The 18,214-nt window shown below is 70.9% G+C and carries 18 protein-coding genes; 11 read left to right on the top strand and 7 right to left on the bottom strand.

The genetic code is table 11. From position 1 onward, the window contains the following. The first annotated feature begins 19 nt into the window (after window positions 1-19). From BEP68_RS13405 to BEP68_RS13380, 6 genes are all read left to right on the top strand, one after another. A complete protein-coding gene (locus BEP68_RS13405; RefSeq protein WP_187250286.1) occupies window positions 20-4,612 on the top strand; it encodes an ATP-dependent helicase in 4,593 nt (1,530 codons plus the stop codon). A gap of 33 nt (window positions 4,613-4,645) precedes the next feature. After that, the gene (locus BEP68_RS13400; protein WP_187250285.1) at window positions 4,646-5,509 is read left to right on the top strand and encodes an EI24 domain-containing protein; all 864 of its coding nucleotides are present in this window, start codon (window positions 4,646-4,648) and stop codon (window positions 5,507-5,509) included. Beyond that, window positions 5,509-6,282 (top strand): DNA-formamidopyrimidine glycosylase family protein, encoded by a 774-nt coding sequence (locus BEP68_RS13395; protein ID WP_056280260.1) that lies wholly within the window; start codon window positions 5,509-5,511, stop codon window positions 6,280-6,282. Before BEP68_RS13400 ends, BEP68_RS13395 begins: the two co-directional genes overlap by 1 nt. Before the next feature lie 81 nt (window positions 6,283-6,363). Continuing rightward, window positions 6,364-6,771 (top strand): DapH/DapD/GlmU-related protein, encoded by a 408-nt coding sequence (locus BEP68_RS13390; protein WP_053097570.1) that lies wholly within the window; start codon window positions 6,364-6,366, stop codon window positions 6,769-6,771. A 52-nt stretch (window positions 6,772-6,823) separates the two neighbouring features. Continuing rightward, window positions 6,824-7,564, top strand: a complete 741-nt coding sequence (locus BEP68_RS13385) for a LysR family substrate-binding domain-containing protein (RefSeq protein ID WP_187250284.1) — start codon at window positions 6,824-6,826, stop codon at window positions 7,562-7,564. A 100-nt stretch (window positions 7,565-7,664) separates the two neighbouring features. Continuing rightward, on the top strand, window positions 7,665-8,387 hold the full coding sequence (locus BEP68_RS13380; protein WP_053099224.1) for a glutamine amidotransferase-related protein: 723 nt from the start codon (window positions 7,665-7,667) through the stop codon (window positions 8,385-8,387). A gap of 55 nt (window positions 8,388-8,442) precedes the next feature. On the opposite strand, the gene BEP68_RS13375 is transcribed toward BEP68_RS13380, so the two are convergent. Then, window positions 8,443-8,901: a hypothetical protein gene (locus BEP68_RS13375; RefSeq protein ID WP_056279635.1), complete on the bottom strand. Its 459-nt coding sequence runs from the start codon at window positions 8,899-8,901 to the stop codon at window positions 8,443-8,445. After that, entirely contained in the window at window positions 8,898-10,112 is a 1,215-nt protein-coding gene (locus tag BEP68_RS13370) for a cation:proton antiporter (RefSeq protein ID WP_053099225.1), read from the bottom strand. Before BEP68_RS13370 ends, BEP68_RS13375 begins: the two co-directional genes overlap by 4 nt. 93 nt (window positions 10,113-10,205) lie before the next feature. Between BEP68_RS13370 and purU the strand changes: the two genes are divergently transcribed. After that, the gene (gene purU, locus BEP68_RS13365) at window positions 10,206-11,057 is read left to right on the top strand and encodes a formyltetrahydrofolate deformylase (RefSeq protein ID WP_056279633.1); all 852 of its coding nucleotides are present in this window, start codon (window positions 10,206-10,208) and stop codon (window positions 11,055-11,057) included. A 97-nt stretch (window positions 11,058-11,154) separates the two neighbouring features. Here the strand turns inward: purU and BEP68_RS13360 are convergent, their stop codons facing one another. Next, window positions 11,155-12,201, bottom strand: coding sequence for an NAD(P)H-dependent flavin oxidoreductase (locus BEP68_RS13360; RefSeq protein WP_056279631.1), 1,047 nt, complete (start codon window positions 12,199-12,201; stop codon window positions 11,155-11,157). Between the two features lie 105 nt (window positions 12,202-12,306). Here BEP68_RS13360 and BEP68_RS13355 point away from each other — a divergent pair, with 105 nt between their 5' ends. Further along, on the top strand, window positions 12,307-12,579 hold the full coding sequence (locus BEP68_RS13355) for a DUF6412 domain-containing protein (RefSeq protein ID WP_053097575.1): 273 nt from the start codon (window positions 12,307-12,309) through the stop codon (window positions 12,577-12,579). A 62-nt stretch (window positions 12,580-12,641) separates the two neighbouring features. After that, the gene (locus BEP68_RS13350; protein ID WP_187250283.1) at window positions 12,642-13,403 is read left to right on the top strand and encodes a YidC/Oxa1 family membrane protein insertase; all 762 of its coding nucleotides are present in this window, start codon (window positions 12,642-12,644) and stop codon (window positions 13,401-13,403) included. Window positions 13,404-13,415: 12 nt separating this feature from the next. Here BEP68_RS13350 and BEP68_RS13345 read toward each other — a convergent pair whose 3' ends face one another. From BEP68_RS13345 to BEP68_RS13335, 3 genes are all read right to left on the bottom strand, one after another. Then, the gene (locus tag BEP68_RS13345) at window positions 13,416-14,387 is read right to left on the bottom strand and encodes an EamA family transporter (RefSeq protein ID WP_187250282.1); all 972 of its coding nucleotides are present in this window, start codon (window positions 14,385-14,387) and stop codon (window positions 13,416-13,418) included. A gap of 44 nt (window positions 14,388-14,431) precedes the next feature. After that, window positions 14,432-15,316, bottom strand: a complete 885-nt coding sequence (locus tag BEP68_RS13340) for an SDR family oxidoreductase (RefSeq protein ID WP_187250281.1) — start codon at window positions 15,314-15,316, stop codon at window positions 14,432-14,434. 153 nt (window positions 15,317-15,469) lie between these two features. Further along, the gene (locus tag BEP68_RS13335; RefSeq protein WP_053097579.1) at window positions 15,470-15,820 is read right to left on the bottom strand and encodes a hypothetical protein; all 351 of its coding nucleotides are present in this window, start codon (window positions 15,818-15,820) and stop codon (window positions 15,470-15,472) included. A 171-nt stretch (window positions 15,821-15,991) separates the two neighbouring features. On the opposite strand from BEP68_RS13335, the gene BEP68_RS13330 reads away from it, so the two are divergent. Both BEP68_RS13330 and BEP68_RS13325 read left to right on the top strand, forming a co-directional pair. Further along, window positions 15,992-16,513, top strand: a complete 522-nt coding sequence (locus BEP68_RS13330) for an FHA domain-containing protein (RefSeq protein WP_053097580.1) — start codon at window positions 15,992-15,994, stop codon at window positions 16,511-16,513. Then, window positions 16,510-17,088, top strand: a complete 579-nt coding sequence (locus BEP68_RS13325; RefSeq protein ID WP_187250280.1) for a CinA family protein — start codon at window positions 16,510-16,512, stop codon at window positions 17,086-17,088. Before BEP68_RS13330 ends, BEP68_RS13325 begins: the two co-directional genes overlap by 4 nt. 33 nt (window positions 17,089-17,121) lie before the next feature. Here BEP68_RS13325 and BEP68_RS13320 read toward each other — a convergent pair whose 3' ends face one another. Beyond that, window positions 17,122-18,210, bottom strand: coding sequence for an alcohol dehydrogenase catalytic domain-containing protein (locus BEP68_RS13320; RefSeq protein ID WP_187250279.1), 1,089 nt, complete (start codon window positions 18,208-18,210; stop codon window positions 17,122-17,124). Window positions 18,211-18,214: the final 4 nt, after the last annotated feature.

The following is an 18,214-nucleotide window of genomic DNA, read 5'->3' as shown; positions in this document are numbered from 1 at the left end:
CACGGGTGATGATGGAGGGATGAGCGACGTGCTCGAACGCTTCACCCCTGCCACGCAAGACTGGTTCCGGGGTGCGTTTCCCGAACCCACGCCCGCCCAGTCGGGCGCCTGGAATGCGATCTCTGCCGGAAAGCACGCGCTCGTCGTCGCACCGACCGGCTCGGGCAAGACGCTCTCGGCCTTCCTCTGGGCGATCGACAGCGTGTTCCGCGAGCGCATCGAGCAGCCCACCCCTCCCGCGAAGCGCACGAAGGCCGCCGACGCCTCGCGCACGCGCATCCTCTACATCTCGCCGCTGAAGGCGCTCGGCGTCGACGTGGAGCGCAACCTGCGCTCGCCTCTCATCGGCATCGGCCAGTCGGCCAGGCGGCTCGGCGTCGAGGCCCCTTCGGTGACGGTCGGCGTGCGCTCGGGCGACACGACCTCGAGCGATCGCCGCAAGCTGGTCTCCGATCCGCCCGACATCCTCATCACGACCCCCGAGTCGCTGTATCTGATGCTCACCAGTCGCGCCGGCGAGACGCTTCGCGATGTGCACACGGTCATCATCGACGAGGTGCACGCGGTCGCCGCGACCAAGCGCGGAGCCCACCTCGCGGTGAGCCTCGAGCGTCTCGATGCGCTGCGTCGCACCCACGGCCACGACCAACCCGCACAGCGCATCGGCCTGTCGGCCACCGTGCGTCCGATCGACGAGGTCGCGCGGTTCCTCGGCGGTGCGGCCCCTGTCGAGATCGTCGCGCCGCCGGCGTCCAAGACGTTCGAGCTGGGCGTCGTGGTGCCGATGGACGACATGACCAATCCGCCACCCCCTCCCGGCGCGCCGAAGGATGCCGGAGATGCGGCGGATGCGGAGTACACCGAGGTCACCGGCTCCGTGTGGCCCCACGTCGAGGAGGCGATCGTCGATCGCATCCTGCAGAACAAGTCGACCATCGTGTTCTCCAACTCGCGTCGCCTCGCCGAGCGCCTCACCGGGCGACTCAACGAGATCTACTCCGAGCGCATCGGCGTCGCACTGCCCGAGGCCTCCGTGCCGGCAGCCATGATGGCGCAGGCAGGTGCCACCGCCGGAGCAGACCCCGTGCTCGCCAAGGCGCACCACGGGTCGGTCTCGAAAGAGCAGCGCGCCCAGGTCGAAGAAGAGCTCAAGTCCGGTGTCCTGCGCTGCGTCGTCGCGACGAGCAGCCTCGAGCTCGGCATCGACATGGGTGCGGTCGACCTGGTGATCCAGGTCGAGGCTCCGCCGTCCGCGGCCTCCGGTCTGCAGCGCGTCGGGCGAGCAGGTCACCAGGTCGGCGAGATCAGCCGGGCCGCCCTCTTCCCGAAGCACCGCGGCGACGTGCTGCACACCGCGATCGTCACCGAGCGGATGCTAGCGGGCAAGATCGAGGCGATCCAGGTGCCCCGCAATCCACTCGACATCCTCGCGCAGCAGACGGTCGCCGCCAGCGCCCTCGGCGAGATCAGCGTCGAGGAGTGGTTCGAGACCGTGCGTCGCTCGGCTCCGTTCCAGTCGCTCCCGCGATCGGCCTACGAGGCGACGCTCGACCTGCTCGCCGGACGGTTCCCCTCCGATGAGTTCGCCGAGCTCCGCCCGCGGCTGGTGTGGGACAGAGACGCCGGCACCCTGACCGGACGTCCGGGCGCGCAGCGCATCGCCGTCACGAGCGGGGGCACAATCCCCGATCGCGGACTCTTCGGGGTCTTCGTCGCCGGCGAGTCGACCGGCGCCCGCGTCGGCGAGCTCGACGAGGAGATGGTCTACGAGTCGCGAGTGGGCGACGTCTTCACGCTCGGCACGACGAGCTGGCGGATCGCCGAGATCACCCATGACCGGGTCAACGTCATCCCCGCCTACGGCCAGCCCGGCAAGGTGCCGTTCTGGCACGGAGACGGCATCGGCCGACCGTTCGAGCTCGGCGAGGCGCTGGGGAGGTTCTCGCGAGAGGTCTCCGCCGCGACTCCCGAGAAGGCCGCCCAGCGACTGATCGAAGCCGGACTCGACGCGCAGGCGCGGATGAACCTGATGGCGCACCTGACCGAGCAGCGCGAAGCGACCGGAACGCTGCCGACCGATCGCACTCTGACGGTCGAGCGCGGGCGCGACGAGGTCGGCGACTGGCGGGTCATCCTTCATTCCCCGTACGGCATGAAGGTGCATGCACCGTGGGCGCTGGCGATCAACGCCCGCATCCGCGAGCGACTCGGAGTCGAGGGCTCTGCGGTCGCGAGCGACGACGGCATCATCGTGCGCATCCCGGATGCCGAGGCCGAGCCGCCCGGGGCCGAGCTCTTCGTGTTCGACCCGGATGAACTCGAGCAGCTCGTCACCCAGGAGGTCGGCGGCTCGGCGCTGTTCGCGTCGCGCTTCCGCGAATGCGCGGCGCGCGCGCTGCTCATGCCGCGCACCAACCCCAACCGGCGCACCCCGCTGTGGCAGCAGCGTCAGCGTTCGGCGCAGCTGCTCGAGGTGGCGCGCCGGCACCCGACGTTCCCCGTGATCCTCGAGACGCTCCGTGAGGTCCTGCAGGACGTCTACGACCTGCCCTCGCTGCGCACGCTGGCGGTGTCGATCGCCGACCGGCGCATCCGGCTCGTCGAGACGCAGCCGCCTCAGCCCTCGCCCTTCGCCCGCGACCTGCTGTTCGGCTACGTCGGTGCCTTCATGTACGAAGGGGACTCCCCCCTCGCCGAGCGCCGGGCGGCCGCCCTCTCGGTCGACCCCGCGCTGCTCGGCGAGCTGCTCGGCACAATCGAGCTCCGCGAGCTGCTCGACCCCGACGTCATCGCCCAGTTCGAGAAAGAAGCGCAGCGCCTCGACCCCGAGCGACGAGCGCGAGGTCTCGAAGGCGTCGCCGATCTGCTGCGGATGCTCGGTCCGATGGATGCCGCCGAGATCGACGCACGACTCGACCCGGAGACGGGGTCCGCGTCCGACCACCTCGACGCGCTGATCGCCGCCCGCCGCGCGATCCCCGTCACCGTCGCCGGCACCACGCGCGTCGCAGCCATCGAGGACGCCGGTCGGCTGCGTGACGCACTCGGTGCCGCGCTGCCCACCGGCATCCCCGTCGCATTCCTCGAACCGCTCGCCGATCCGCTCGGCGACCTCATCGCGCGCTATGCCCGCACGCATGGTCCCTTCACGACGGATGCCGTCTCGACGCGATTCGGGCTCGGCGCCGCCGTCGCGCGGCATACCCTGCAGCGGCTCGAGCACTCGGGCAGACTGACCAGCGGTTACTTCCTGCCCGAGGCCTCGGGCACGGGGAACGAGACCGAATGGTGCGACACCGAGGTGCTGCGCCGCCTGCGGATGCGGTCGCTCGCCGCGATCCGAGGCAGCGTCGAGCCCGTGTCGCCCGAGGCGTATGCGCGCTTCCTGCCGGACTGGCAGCACCTGGGACGCCCGCTCGAGGGACTCGACGGGGTGCTCGCGGTGATCGAGCAGTTCGCCGGGGTGCCCGTGCCCGCGAGCGCGTGGGAGTCGCTCGTGCTGCCCTCTCGGGTGCGCGACTACTCCCCCGCCCTGCTCGACGAGCTCACTGCCTCGGGAGAGGTCATCTGGTCGGGCCACGGCACGCTGCCGGGGCGCGACGGCTGGGTCTCGCTGCATCCCGCAGACCTCGCGCCGTTCACGCTGCCCGAGCCCGACGACGAGATCGCCGCCGACTCGCTCGAGGCCCGAGTGCTGATCGCGCTGGATGCGGGTGGCGCGTACTTCGCCGGTCAGCTGAAGGACATGACCGGCGCCGAGAACGAGCAGTCCGTGCTCGAGGCGCTGTGGGCGCTGACGTGGGGCGGCCGGGTCACCAACGACACCTTCGCCCCGATCCGGTCGCTGCTGGCCGGTGGTTCCCAGGCGCACCGGGTCACCCGACGCGCTCCGCGCACGCGCACCTATCGGGGGATGTCGCTGGCACGGACCGCGCCCCGACCGACGTCGATCGGCGGGCGCTGGTCGCTGCTGCCCACCGTCGACACGGATGCCGCTCGTCGTGCGACCGTCACCGCAGGGCTGCTCCTCGACCGCTACGGCGTGGTCACCCGCGGAGCCGTGCAGGCCGAGGGCGTGCCGGGCGGGTTCGCGCAGACATACCGGGTCCTCGCCGGCTTCGAGGAGGCTGGGCACTGCCGCCGCGGCTATGTGATCGAGAGGCTCGGCGCGGCGCAGTTCGCGGCATCCGCCACCGTCGACCGACTTCGCACGTTCGCCGGGCTCGCCGATCCGCCTCCCCGCAATGCCGTCACGCTCGCCGCGACAGATCCCGCCAACCCCTACGGCGCGGCGCTCGGATGGCCCAAGCGCGACGAGGTCTCGCATCGCCCCGGGCGCAAGGCCGGAGGCCTGGTGGTGATCGTCGACGGATCGCTCGTCCTCTACCTCGAACGCGGGGGACGCACGGTGCTGTGCTTCACCGACGACGCCGAGGTGCTGCGCGCGGCAGCGACCGACCTCGCAGCGACCGCCCGCGCGCGGCGCCTCGACACCCTCACGGTCGAGAAGGTCAACGGCGAAGGCGTGTACGGCACCGAGCTCGCCCTCGCTCTGCAGGAGTCCGGATTCGTGGCCACCCCTCGCGGCTACACGCTGCGCAAGGCGATCTGACCGGCCCATGACCACTGCTTCTAGGCTGGACGCATGATCGGGGAGTTCATCAGCGGCGTCCGCACCCTGCTGCGCGGTTTCGGCACATGGCGGCGCCGACCGGGGCTCATGGCCCTCGGTCTCGTACCGGGCTTCATCGCCGCGCTGGTGCTGCTCGCCGGACTCGTGCCGCTCGCGCTCACTCTCGGGCCGATCTCCGACGGTCTCACCCCCTTCGCCGACGGCTGGATCCCGGCCTGGCGCTCGGTGCTGCGCGCCGCCGTGGGCATCGTGATCTTCGCCGCGGCGCTCGCACTCGCGAGCGCCGTGTTCAGCGCCCTCGCCCTGACGATCGGCGACCCTTTCTACCAGCGCATCTGGCGCGCTGTCGAGGCCGATCTCGGCGACGCCCCGCCCTCGGACGGCGGCGGATTCTGGATGGCGGTCGGCGAGGGCCTGAGACTCGTGGTCCTCGGCATCCTGATCGCGATCGCCGTGCTGCTGCTCGGTCTCGTCCCTCTCATCGGCGGATTCCTCGGTGCGGTGGGCGGCGTCGTGCTGTCGGGACGGATGCTCGCCCGCGAGCTCACCGGGCGGGCGTTCGACGCCCGCGATCTCAGCCCTGCCGACCGGGCGGTGCTGTTCCGCGGCAGCCGCGCGCGCGTGCTCGGCTTCGGTGTCGCCACGCAGCTGTGCTTTCTGATCCCCGGCGGGGCTGTCGCGGTCATGCCCGCCGCTGTCGCGGGTGCCACTGTCCTCGCGCGCACCATGCTGCAGCGCACGCCGCTGCCACAGCACACTCCGCAGCACCCGTCACAGCACACTACGCAGCACACTCCACAGCACGCTCCTCCGCCTCCCCTGCCGGGCAGCGTCTCGGCGCCGCTGCCGCCACCCCCCGGGTCAGGGCACGCCTGATGCCCGAGGGCGATACCGTCTTCCGCACCGCCAGACGTCTCGACGAGGCGCTGGTCGGCGGTGAGGTGGCGCGCTTCGACCTTCGGGTGCCGCGATTCGCGACGCTCGATCTGACGGGTCAGCCGATCCTCTCGTCGATCGCGCGCGGCAAGCATCTGCTGCTGCGGATCGGCGACAGCACGCTGCATTCCCATCTGCGCATGGACGGCGCCTGGCTCGTCTACCGGGCGGGTGAGAAGTGGCGGCATCCGGCGTTCAAGGTCCGCGCGATCGTCGGCACGGCGCAGCGCGAGGCGGTGGGCATCGACCTCGCCGAGATCGAGGTCGTTCCGACCCGCGACGAGGACGAGCTCGTCGGCCATCTCGGCCCCGATCCGCTCGGCCCGGACTGGGATGCCGTCGAGGCCGCCAGACGCGTGAGCGCCGACACCCGCAGCATCCACGTCGCCCTTCTCGACCAGCGGAACGTCGCGGGGTTCGGCAACGAATACGCCGCCGAACTCCTGTTCCTCCGCGGAATCCTGCCGACGACCCCCGCACCGGAGGTCGACGTTCCCGCACTGCTCGACCTCGGCGTGCGCACGATCCGCGCGAACCGCGATCGTCGCCATCGCACCTTCACCGGAGTCGATCGCCCCGGTCAGGGGACGTGGGTGTACGGACGTGCCGGACGCCAGTGCCGCCGCTGCGGAACCCCCATCAGACGCGGCGAGCAGGGCGCGGATCCGACCCGCGAGAGGATCACATTCTGGTGCCCCGTGTGTCAGCGATGACCCGCATCCATGCTCGGGAATGAATCCGGCACCCCCGTGGTTATTGATATATCCGGAGAACTCCGGAACACGGGAGGAATCGTGGGAAAGAACTACGTCGACATCGAGAACGACCAGGGCGCCACGCTGCGATACCGCAAGCACGCCAACGGTCGCGGTCTCGTCGCGCACGGCGCGAAGGTCCATCCGAAGGCGCACATCGAAGCGGGCGCCTACATCGAACCCGGCGCCCGTATCGGCGCGGGGGCGACCATCGCCCGCGGCGCATGGATCGAACCGGATGCCGTGATCGGCGAGGGTGCGCACGTCGACGCGCACGCACACATCGGCCAGGGTGCCGCCGTCGGAGACGGCGCGCACATCGGCGTCCGCACCGAGGTCGGCGCGGGAGCGCGGATCGTCCGCGGTGCGCGCATCGGCGACGACGAGACGGTCGCGGCCGGACTGACGGTCGCCACCGACCCGAAGGGGCTGTGGCTCGCGGCCTGATCGGCCGCGCTCTCAGAACGTCTCACCGCATCCGCCGGGTACCCTGGAGCACATGGCGACTCAGGGACGACGACCGGCAGGACGTGCCGGCAAGGGCTCGCCCGTGCGGCGCAACAAGGCCGCACCGGCTCAGCGGTTCCCGCCGCCCAAGCCTCCGAAGAAGACCGCCAAGGTCATCTTCGACGCGCCGGACACCGAACCGGAGCAGCCGCGTACATTCCGTCTCGGGGTCGTCCCCGGCGCGACACCGGGCAAGTGGATCGATGCTTGGAAGCAGCGGATGCCGCATGTGCCCATCGAGCTGGTGACGATCGAGGTCGCCGATCAGCGAGACGCCATCGGCGACCTCGATGCGGCCCTCGTGCGCCTGCCGCTGTCGGATGAGAACCTGCACATCATCACGCTGTACGACGAGGTGCCGGTGGTGGTCGCATCGATCGAGTCGCACCTTCTCGCGGCCGACGAGCTGACCGTCGCCGACCTGTCGGGCGAGACCGTGATGGTCCCGACCGACGATGCGCTCGGTCCGATCGACATCCCGGGTGCCGTCGCGCCGGCCTTCGCACCGCTGTCGGTCGCGGACGCCATCGTGACCGCCGCCACCGGGACGGGCATCGTGATCGTCCCCATGTCGCTCGCACGCCTGCACCACCGCAAGGATGTCGGCCACAGACCCCTGGCCGACGGCCCCACCTCGACGGTCGCCCTGGCTTGGCGCCGCGATCACACCACCCCCGACGTCGAGACGTTCATCGGGATCGTGCGCGGCCGCACGTCAAACTCGTCCCGATGACGCGAGCGTGCCGCCACCGCGACGGCTCCGCGGCGGCTCCGTGATGTGGTCGGAGTCGGCGGCGACGTCGACCGTGTCCCGTCGTCGTTAGACTCTCGTGGTGGTCTCGCTTCTCTACGTCTGTGTGCGCCCCGAACTCGGGGCGGCGGATGCCGAGCACGCCTCGTTCCGACGGGCGCTCGGCGTCGACGTCGTCGACCGCCTCGACCTGCTCACCGAGCGCCTCGACCCCGCGCGCCTCGCTCGATACAGCGGCGTCGTCGTCGGCGGCTCGCCGTTCAACGTCAGCGACGTCGAGAAGTCCGCCGTGCAGCTGAGGGTCGAAGCGGATCTCGAGCACATCGCGCGGCTGGCGATCGACTCGCAGGTCGCCGCCTTCTTCACCTGCTTCAGCATCGGCGTGGTGACGCGGATGCTCGGCGGCCAGGTCACGTCGGACACCCCCGAGTCGGCGAGCGCCACCGTGATCGAGACCACCGCCGCCGGCGCCGCGGACCCCGTCTTCGGTCCGAGCTCCCCCGCGCTCACCGTCTTCACCGCTCATAAGGAGAGCGCTGCGGCTCTGCCGGAGGGCGCGGTGCTGCTCGCCACGAATGACACCTGTCCCGTGCAGGCGTATCGGGTGGGCACCCACCTCTACACGGCGCAGTTCCATCCGGAGCCGACTCCGCGGGACTTCGCCGATCGGATGACGTTCTATCGCACCACCGGGTACTTCGACCCCGACGAGTTCGACGCCGTGCAGGGGCAGGTGCTGTCGGCATCCGTGACGGAGGGTGCGGCGCTGCTGCGCCGTTTCGCGCAGACGTTCGCGGCAGCCTGACGCCCGCGGGCTCAGCCTGACCCGCGGGCTCAGCCGGTCAGGCGTGCCCGTCGCCTCAGCCGCGCAGCAGCTCGACCCGTTCGCGGAGGTATGCCTCGAGCGGCATCCAACCGCCTGCCGTGCTCCATCGCACGGATGGCACCGTGTCGACCATCGCCAGAGGCCCGGATGCTCCGCCCGCGTCCACGACGGCGAGGTCGATCACCGACCATCCGACGTGCACGACATCGCCCTCGTCGAACCCGCCCCGCAGTGCCAGAGCACGTCGTTCTGCGCGCTCGCGCGCGGACTCCGCCGTGTAGCCGCGGCGCCCCGGATCGGCGGCCCTCAGCACCTCGGCGGTCGCCAGTGCGTGCGTCTCGGTGAGCAGCAGCACCCCGAGGTGCCACGCCTCGCCCACCCGCACGATGCGGCGTCCGCGCCACCGCGATTCGCGCTCTTCACCGAGTCCCTCCTTCGGAAGGCCGGCGAGCGCACGCACCGCGTCGGCGACGAGCGCGGACGCGGCCGTCACAGCTCCCCCTGCGGTGTCTCGCGGACGAGCGCCGGGTCGACGAGTCGTGCCGCCTCGCCGCGGATCAGCATCCCGATCAGGGGGAACAGCAGCACCGACAGCATCCCGGCCCCGACGAGTGCTGCCGCCGTGCCGGTGTCGATCATCTTCTGATCCACCCCGATCGCCGTCACGGCGACGATGATGGGCAGCCCGGTGGCGGCCAGCAGCCCGATCGCGGTGCGGTCCCTGGCGCTCGCGCCCGTCGGCGCGGAGAGCTGCGCGGTCGTGCCTCGGAGCACGAGCAGCGCGACGAGGAACAGCGGAAGCATCAGCATCGCCGACGACGAGCCGGTGAGCGCCTGCAGGTCGAAGTTCACGCCCGTGTAGAGGAAGAAGATCGGCACGAGGAAGCCGAACGCGATGGCCTCGAGCTTCGTCTCGACCGCCTCGGCGTCCTTCTCGGGCGCGCGCGCCATGATGATGCGCCACACCGCTCCGGCGACGAATGCACCCAGCAGCATGTCGAGGTCGAGCACGACGCTGAGACCGACCAGCGACGCGATGAGCAGCAGCACGAACCGCACGCCGAACTGGTCGGAGGTGTGCAGCGTCGCACGCACGAACGAGTGGAGGCGCCCGTGCGGCATCCTCCGAGCCATGAGCACGGCGAGCCCCGCGAGCACGACGAAGGCGAGCAGCACCGCGGTGGCGAGCGGGGTGGTGCGGGTGCTGAGGAAGAGCGAGATCGCGATCAGCGGCAGGAACTCGCCGACCGCGCCGATCACGGTGACCGCTCGCCCGAACGGGGTGTCGGTCTCCTGCGCATCCCTGAGGATCGGCATCAGCGTGCCGAGTGCGGTGGAGCTGAGGGCGATCGCGATCACGACCATCCCCTCGCCCGGGGCGAGGAGGAAGCCGATCCCGATGCCCAGCACCACGCTGATGGCCCACCCGATCGAGGCGCGGACGAGGGGCCGTCCGGCGACCGCCCGGAAGTCGATCTCGGAGCCCGCGATGAAGAACAGCATCGCGAGACCGAAATCACTGAGCTTCTCGAGGATGGGCGTCGGCTCGACCCAGCCGAGCACCGCGGGCCCCGCGAGAATCCCGAGGACGAGCTCGAACACGATGATCGGCACGCGGATGAGGGGTCGGATGCCGCGCGCCAGCAGCGGCGCTGCCACGGCGAGCAGCGGGATCAGCACCAGTCCGAGATCGCCCGCGTCCACGCTCCCAGAGTAGCGACCCGTCGTCGCGATGCGTCCGATTCGCCCGGTGGTCGCATCCACGGCAGAATCGATGCACACCCCCGAGGAGCCCTCATGTCTCAGCCCGACACCGCCCGCCTGCTGATCGCCTGCGATGATCAGCCCGGCATCGTCGCCGCCGTCGCCGGCGTGCTCTCCGTCCACGGCGCGAACATCATCTCGCTCGACCAGCACTCCACCGACTCCGAGGGCGGCCGGTTCTTCCAGCGCACGGTGATCCACCTCCCCGGGCTCTCTGCGGCGCGCACGGCTCTCGAAGCCGATCTGGCTCAGGTCGCCGAGCGGTTCGGCATGGAGTGGTCGCTGCACGACACCGCGCGGCGCAAGCGGGTCGCGATCTTCGTCTCGAAGTACGACCACTGCCTGATGGAGCTGCTGTGGCGCACGCAGCGAGGCCAGCTCGACATCGACGTCACGATGGTCGTCTCGAACCACCCCGACCTCGCCGAGTCCGTACGCTCGTTCGGGGTGCCGTTCGTGCACATCCCCTCAGGCGACAAGCAGACGATGGAACAGCGTCAGCTCGAGCTCCTGCGCGGCAACGTGGATCTGGTGGTCCTCGCCCGGTACATGCAGATCCTCACCGACGACTTCATCGAGGGTCTCGGCGCCCCGATCATCAACATCCACCATTCCTTCCTCCCCGCGTTCATCGGGGCGAACCCGTATGCGAGGGCGAAGGACCGCGGTGTGAAGCTGATCGGAGCCACCGCGCACTACGCGACGGCGGATCTCGATGAGGGACCGATCATCGAGCAGGACGTCACCCGTGTCACGCACTCGGAGTCGGCCGCCGATCTGCAGCAGCGCGGCGCCGACGTCGAACGCCTCGTTCTCGCCCGTGCCGTGCAGTGGCATGCCGAGGACCGTGTGATCGTCCACGGCCGGTCCACCGTCATCCTCTGACCCGGGGTGCTCAGAGGGGTGCGACGCCTCTAGCCGATGACGTCGCTGGCAAGCCCCCGTACCTGGCCAGCTTCACAGCCCGGATCGACAACGACCCTCACCGGGCCTCCGGCACTCCCGCCAGCAGTTCGGCGAAGGCCTCGGCGGCGGTCGCATGACCGGCCAGTGCCGCGCCCTGACCCATCCAGAGCGACTGCAACTCGCCGAGGTTCTGTTCGCCCGCTGCCGCGCGGAATCGGCCGGTGAGCCAGTTCTGCATCGGGAACGGGGCGATCGTCCCGCTCGCCTCGATCGCCCGCACCGCACGGTTGCGGGTGCCGCGGGCGAGGCGTCCGCTCATCGCCTTCGTGAGAACGGTGCCGTCGGCGGCGGTGGAGCGGATGGCGTCGCGATGCGCCTGGTTCGCCGCCGACTCCGCCGTCGCGAGGAAGGCCGTGCCGACCTGCACGGCTGACGCTCCGAGCGCGAACGCGGCGGCGACTCCGCGCCTGTCGGCGATGCCGCCGGCCGCGATGACCGGCACATCGACGGCATCCACGACCTGCGGCACGAGTGCGAAGGTCCCGACGAGCGATTCCTCGGCCGGACGGAGGAACGACACCCGATGGCCGCCGGCCTCGAAGCCGGTCGCGACGACGGCGTCGACCCCGGCGCCCGCGAGTGCGACGGCTTCGGCGACGGTCGTCGCGGTCGCCACGACACGGATGCCGCGGCGGTGCGCCTCGTCGACGACGGCCCCGGACGGAACCCCGAAGACGGTGCTCAGCACGGGTGGTGCCGCTTCGAAGATCGCGTCGAGCTGCTCGTCGAGGGGAGGCAGGTAGCGCTCGGGGCGGGCGGGCACCTCGAGTCCGACCGCGTCGTAGAACGGCTGCAGCGCCTGCGCGAACACGGTGTGCTGCGGATTCGGCTCGACCTCGTCGCCGGTCGGCAGCCAGATGTTCACCGCGAAAGGACGCGAGGTCGCCTCCCGCAGAGACGCGATCGTCGCGCCGATGCGGTCGGCGTCGTAGCCGTAGAGTCCATAGCCGCCGAGGCCGCCGGCCTCGCTGACCGCCGCCGTGAGCCCGACGGAGGAGAGCCCGCCGAACGGACCGAGGATGATGGGGTGTTCGATGCCGAGCAGTGCGCGCAGATCACTCATGCCTCGAGGCTATCTCCGCTCCCCTGCCCCGAGGCGGGCGCGCGCGACCGATGCCGCACTCGGATGCCGGTGATAATCTCGGCGTGAGGGATCAGGGAGGCGCGCATGAGCGAATGGTTCGGGCAGATGCTCGGCTTCGTCGCGGCCGCGCTCGGGGTCATCGCGGTGCCGGATGCCGCGGCACTCGGTGTCGCGATCGCGCTGATCGCCCTGACGACCCTCACGATCGCCGTGGCGCTGAGCGTCGCACCGCCCTCTCCACGCAGCGCCCCGCACCCTTTGCGGGCGATCGACGTCTCGACCCTGCTCGCCCAGAGCGATCCTGACGCCGCCGGTCACCCGCGTCCTCGTGCGCCGGGAGTCGCCGTCTCCGCGTAGTCCGCCCTCGTACGGGACTGCGCGGCTTTCGCCGACCCTTCCCGACACACGAACGGACTTCCATGGACATCTTCGCCTTTCCACCCCTGACCTTCCTGCTCGACGCGGCGTACGGCGCCCTCGCCGGGCTCTCCGCACTGCTCGAACCGCTCGCCGGAGCATCCGCCGCCGCACTCGCCGTGGTGCTCGTCACGCTTCTCGTGCGCGCCCTGCTGATTCCCGTCGGCGTCTCGCAGGCGAAGGCCGAGCAGACCAGAGCGCGCCTGGCTCCTCGGCTGCGCGAACTGCAGCGCCGGCACAAGAAGAATCCCGAGCGCCTGCAGAAGGAGATGCTCGAGCTCTACCGCTCCGAGAACACGTCTCCGTTCGCCGGGATGCTGCCGGTCCTCGCTCAGGCGCCGGTCGTCGGCATCCTGTACACGCTGTTCATCCGCCCCGACATCGCCGGGCACCCGAACGACCTGCTCACGCACGACCTGTTCGGTGCACCGCTGGGCACCAGTCTCGTCTCCGCCGTCTTCGGCGGCACGGCGACGCCGGAGACGCTGTGGGTCTTCGCTGCGCTGATCGCCGTGATGATCGTGGTGGCCGAGATCACACGACGGGTCTTCCGGCCGGCCGTGGTCGACGACGACTCGCCGCTGAACTCGCCGACGATGCTGCGTGTGACCAGCGCTCTGCACTATCTGACGGCCGTCTTCGCGATGTTCGTGCCGCTCGCCGCCGCGCTGTATCTCACCGTGACCGTGGTCTGGACGCTGGTGCAGCGGATGCTGCTGCGGCGCCGCTATCCGCTGCCCGTGCCTGCTGCGGTCAGCGCCTGACGGGTCGGCCGGTCATTCGGGCAGCGGGATCGGCGCGGTGAAGGGACCGGGCTCGTCGTTGCGGCGGGCGCCGTCGGGCGCGGTCCCGACCTCTCGGGCTGCGGCCGCATCGTCTCGACGGCGCTGACGTCGCACGCCGAGCGTCGTGCCGACGCTCGCCGCCACCACCAGGGCGATCGCGAGCATCCGCAGCGGAGTCGCCGACTGCCCGAGGATCAGCCACCCGGCGAGCGTCGCGAACGCGGGCTCGAGGCTCAGGAGCACGCCGAACACGCGTTGCGGCAGGCGACGCAGCGCGGCGAGCTCGAAGCTGTAGGGGATCACCGACGACAGCACGGCGGTGACCGCGGCGAGCAGCAGCAGCTGCATGTCGCCCGCGACGGTGACCGCGGCCGGCACACCGACCGGGATCAGCAGGATCGCGGCCACGACCAGGCCGACCGCGAGTCCGCTGCTGCCGGGGATGATGGCACCCACCCGGGCACTCATCCGGATGTACATGGCCCAGAAGCCGGCGGCGATCAGGATGAAGACGATCCCGAGCGGATCGAGGGGCTCGGCGCCGATCAGTCCGTCGACGCCGAGCAGCACCATCCCGAGCAGCGCGACCCCCACCCAGGCGGCATCGACGAGGCGCCTGGTCAGCACGGCGGCGAGGACGAGCGGCCCGAGGAACTCGATCGCGACGGCCGGACCGAGCGGGATGCGGTCGATCGCGGCATAGAAGAAGCCGTTCATCGCGGCGAGCGAGACCCCGAACAGCACGGCGGCGAGCCACTGCGACTTCGTCCACCGGAACGGTCTCGGGCGCACGATGACGACCAGCAGCAGCGCCGCGATCGCCACGCGCAGCGAGGTCACACCCCACGGGCCGAGCACCGGGAAGAGCTGGGCAGCGACCGCGGCCCCGAACGGCAGCGACAGACACGAGCAGACCACGAGCACGACGCCCACGAGCGGACGGGACGGCGTGGACTGCTTCACCCAGCCAGCCTACGGCGCGCGCGGATGCCGGCGAACCGGCCCCGTCAGAGGTGCTTGCCGCCGGTGACCGCGAGCACCGCGCCCGAGGTGTACGACGACTCCGCCGACGCGAGGTACACGTAGGCGCCGGCGAGCTCTGCGGGCTGTCCGGCCCGGCCGAGAGGCGTGTCGGATCCGAAGGTCTTCACCCGCTCGTCCGACCAGCCGGTGGCCGGGATCAGCGGCGTCCAGATGGGGCCGGGAGCGACGGCGTTCACGCGGATGCCGCGCTCTCCCGCCTCCTCGGCGAGCGCCTTGACGAACGCGACCTGCGCCGCCTTGGTCATCGCGTAGTCGATGAGGTTGGGCGACGGCTCGAAGGCCTGCACGGACGACGTGACGATGATGCTGGAGCCGGACTCCAGATGCGGGTACGCGGCCCTGGCCGAGTACAGCAGGCCGAAGAGGTTGGTCTCGAACACGCGGCGGAGGCGGTCGGTCTCGAGATTCTCGAAGCCGTCGATGTCGTGCTGGTACGCGGCGTTCAGCACCAGGATGTCGAGGCCGCCGAAGGCGCTCCGCGTCTCGGTCACCACCTCGGTGGCGAAGGCCTCGTCGCGGACGTCGCCGGCGAGGCTCAGCCCCTGGCGGCCTTCCGCGCGCACGAGGTCGATGGTCTCGTCGGCATCCGCCTGCTCCTCCGGCATGTGCACGATCGCCACGTCGGCTCCCTCGCGGGCGAAGGCGATCGCGACCGCTCGGCCGATTCCGGAATCCCCGCCAGTGATCAGGGCTCGCCGCCCCTCGAGACGCCCGTGGCCCACGTACGACTCCTCGCCGTGGTCGGGAGCCGGGCGCATGTCGTCGGTCAGTCCCGGCTGGTTCTGCTGCTGACCGGGGAATTCCTCGTCGCGGTGCTGGCTGCGGGGGTCGGGGGTGCTGTCTGCCATGGTGTCTCCTCTTCCTCGCGACTCGCCATCATCGTGCGTGGCCTGAGTCGGGCGTTCAACGAGACTCGCGGCCCGTCGGCGCCCTCGGGAGGGGGTTGACAATCGACACCTCGATCGACGATCGGAGTGCGACAGGTGAAAGGCTCGGGCCGCTCAGGCCCCGGGAGCGGCAGGCTCGTCGTCGGCCGGCGCGACGGGGCCGGACGTGTCCTGTGGCTCGGGAACGAGATACAGCCCGCTCGGCGCGTTCGCGGTGAAGGCGAGCGCCTCGATCCAGGCGCGGTTGATCGACGGCTGCCTGCTGCCGAAGTACTTGAAGACGAGCGAGCTGCCCGGCTGCACCCACACCGTCGTGCGGCCGCCGCCGACGCTCGCGTCTTCGCGCCAGCTGAACGGGAACGGCTCGGCGCGTCGCAGCTTGGCGGTCATCACGAGCTGCAGGTGGGTGAGGGCGCGATCCTCGATCTCGGTCTTCACGCTGCCCTCGTAGATGAACTTGCCCATTCGCCCTCTCCTCTGGTGTGCAGGTCTTCGTCATGCAGTTTATGGGACCGAAGGCCCTCGATGCGTCGGCCCGAGCGGGCTGTCCAGACGGGGTCGGAGCGGGCCGAAGTCAACCCCCTGCGTGCGGATCCCTTCGCCGATATCCTGGCAGGAACCGCGAGGAGACCCACCATGAACGCACGACACATCGACGACCGTTCCGATGAGGGCTACACCCCCACGACCACTCACGCCGAGTTCGGCGAGGGCAACCCGCGCCTGCGCGTCACGCGCGACGGCGAGCGCGCCGAGTTCGCCCTCGAGGTCGACGTGGTGCGCATCGGCTCCGCTGCCGACAACGAGCTGCGGCTCGACGGCGCCGACCCCGTGCACGCCACGATCACGCACGACGACCGTGACGAGTACGTCCTCGAACTCCACGGCGAGGGCGAGATGAACAGCAACCCCGACGCCACCGCCACCCACCCCGGCGATCGCACCCAGACGCTGCGCACCGGCGCACGCTTCACCGTCGGCGAGTGGGAGCTGGTCTACGCACGCGACGAGTTCGCCGACCACGGACGCCCGTACGGCGGACGCCTCGGCGGCGAGTACTCCGACCAGCCGCTGCAGCCCCCCCGGCCCGATTACTCCGACGAGGCGACCATCGAGTCCGACGCCCCGACGCACGCGGACTCCGCCGAAGAGAAGTGACAGCAGAGCAGTCACCGCTGGGCCGCGTCAGCGACGTCGCCGCTGAGCGCGGACTGCGCATCTGCGTGGTGGAATCCCTGACCTCGGGACGTCTGGCGAGCACGATCGGCGCGGGGGCCGACGCCGGTTCGTGGTTCGCCGGCGGCATCGTGGCCTACCTCACCGATGTGAAGGAGAGCCTGCTCGGACTCACGCCCGGAACGGATCCGTGTTCCCCCGAGTGCGCCGAGCATCTCGCCGCGAGCGCACTGCGGCTGTTCGACGCCGACGTCTGCATCTCGACGACGGGGGTCGGCGGGCCCGATCCTGAAGGCGGGCACGAGCCAGGCACCGTCTACGTCGGATGGGCCACGGGCGACGGGGTCGGTCACCGCAGGCTGGCGCTCAGCGGCGATCCGCAGGAGGTCCTCGACGAGACGGTCGACACCGCCATGCGGCTGCTCGCTTTCCATGCCGAGGGCATCCGCCCTGCGGGACCGCGGCGCTCGGGACCGGGGTCTTCGGCATCCGCGGCTGCCGAAGACGACGCCGAAGACGACGCCGAGGAAGGTGGCGCGGCAGAGCCCACGGCCTGAGCCCTGGCTCTTCTGCGCTCGACCCGTCTCCCGTCAGCGTCCGGGTACGACGCCGGTGCGCAACGGCGCGCCGGGAGCGGATGCCGCGGTGATGGCCTCGTCGAGGTCGGCGAGCTGCCGCACTTCGCCGACCGCGTCCACGAACGGGTAGGCGCGTCCTCGTCCTGCGAGGAATGCGACAGCCTCGGCGAGCTCCGATCCCGTGTAGTTGTGCACGCCGGTGACGGTCACCAGCCGGCGAACGATGCTCTCGGCGTCGAGGGGCACCGGCTCGGCAGGGAAGACGCTCCCGACCAGCACGACCGTGCCCCCGGTGGCGACGCCGGCGAGCGCCTCGGCCACGGCATGCCCCGAGGCCTCGATCACGACGTCCGGGTCACGATCGATCGGACCGGCACCGAAGCGTGCGGCCAGAGCCAGCCGTTCGGGTGCGGGGTCGAGCACCTCGACCGTCGCGCCGTGCTCCACCGCGATCGCCGCGGCCGAGAGCCCGACGAGTCCGGCTCCGTGGATGCGGAAGGTCGCGCCGTCGAGGTCGTGATCGCGCGCAGCCCGGGCGACGGCGGCCCAGGCGGTCGCGGTCGCGCACGATGCCGGAGCGAGCACCGCGGCCGGCAGGGACTCGGGCACCCGCACGATCGCCGTGCCCGCCCGCACCTGGACGTGCGAGCCGAACGCGCCGGTGAGGTCGCCGTGCACGCCGATGCGGTCATGACCGTACTTGCCGAGCGTGCGGCACTTCTGCGGCACACCCCGGGCGCACCTGTCGCAGGTGCCGCACGAGATCGTGACCGACCAGACGATCCGATCCCCGATGCGCACGGGGACGCCGTCGACCGTCGAGGCCCCGCCGTCGCCCAGGGCGATCACGCGTCCGACGCTCTCGTGTCCGAGCACCAGCGGCACCGGGGCGGACCGACGTCCGTGCACGGTGTGGACGTCGGACCCGCAGATCGTCGACATCTCGACGGCGACGAGCACGTCGTGCTCACCGAGCGCGACACCGGGCACGGCGATCATCTCGTGCGGGTGGCCCTCACCGATCCACACCATCGCTGTGGCCGCGGGCCGCAGGGCCACGTCGCGACGGTGGCCGGGAGGACGGATCAGCAGAGTTCCCATGTCA

It is taken from the genome of Microbacterium sp. 4-7 (genome assembly GCF_014332665.1).
Classification (GTDB): Bacteria; Actinomycetota; Actinomycetes; order Actinomycetales; family Microbacteriaceae; genus Microbacterium.
Note: the sequence above shows the minus strand (reverse complement) of the source record. Positions and strands in the feature narration are given on the sequence as shown.

Bases quoted from the DNA above. Each gene is read 5' to 3' on its own strand.
- BEP68_RS13335 (WP_053097579.1), bottom strand. From the start codon at position 15,820: ATGGGCAAGTTCATCTACGAGGGCAGCGTGAAGACCGAGATCGAGGAT.
- BEP68_RS13350 (WP_187250283.1), top strand. From the start codon at position 12,642: ATGGACATCTTCGCCTTTCCACCCCTGACCTTCCTGCTCGACGCGGCG.
- BEP68_RS13360 (WP_056279631.1), bottom strand. From the start codon at position 12,201: ATGAGTGATCTGCGCGCACTGCTCGGCATCGAACACCCCATCATCCTC.
- BEP68_RS13405 (WP_187250286.1), top strand. From the start codon at position 20: ATGAGCGACGTGCTCGAACGCTTCACCCCTGCCACGCAAGACTGGTTC.
- purU (WP_056279633.1), top strand. From the start codon at position 10,206: ATGTCTCAGCCCGACACCGCCCGCCTGCTGATCGCCTGCGATGATCAG.
- BEP68_RS13395 (WP_056280260.1), top strand. From the start codon at position 5,509: ATGCCCGAGGGCGATACCGTCTTCCGCACCGCCAGACGTCTCGACGAG.
- BEP68_RS13330 (WP_053097580.1), top strand. From the start codon at position 15,992: ATGAACGCACGACACATCGACGACCGTTCCGATGAGGGCTACACCCCC.
- BEP68_RS13385 (WP_187250284.1), top strand. From the start codon at position 6,824: ATGGCGACTCAGGGACGACGACCGGCAGGACGTGCCGGCAAGGGCTCG.
- BEP68_RS13355 (WP_053097575.1), top strand. From the start codon at position 12,307: ATGAGCGAATGGTTCGGGCAGATGCTCGGCTTCGTCGCGGCCGCGCTC.
- BEP68_RS13320 (WP_187250279.1), bottom strand. From the start codon at position 18,210: ATGGGAACTCTGCTGATCCGTCCTCCCGGCCACCGTCGCGACGTGGCC.
- BEP68_RS13340 (WP_187250281.1), bottom strand. From the start codon at position 15,316: ATGGCAGACAGCACCCCCGACCCCCGCAGCCAGCACCGCGACGAGGAA.
- BEP68_RS13400 (WP_187250285.1), top strand. From the start codon at position 4,646: ATGATCGGGGAGTTCATCAGCGGCGTCCGCACCCTGCTGCGCGGTTTC.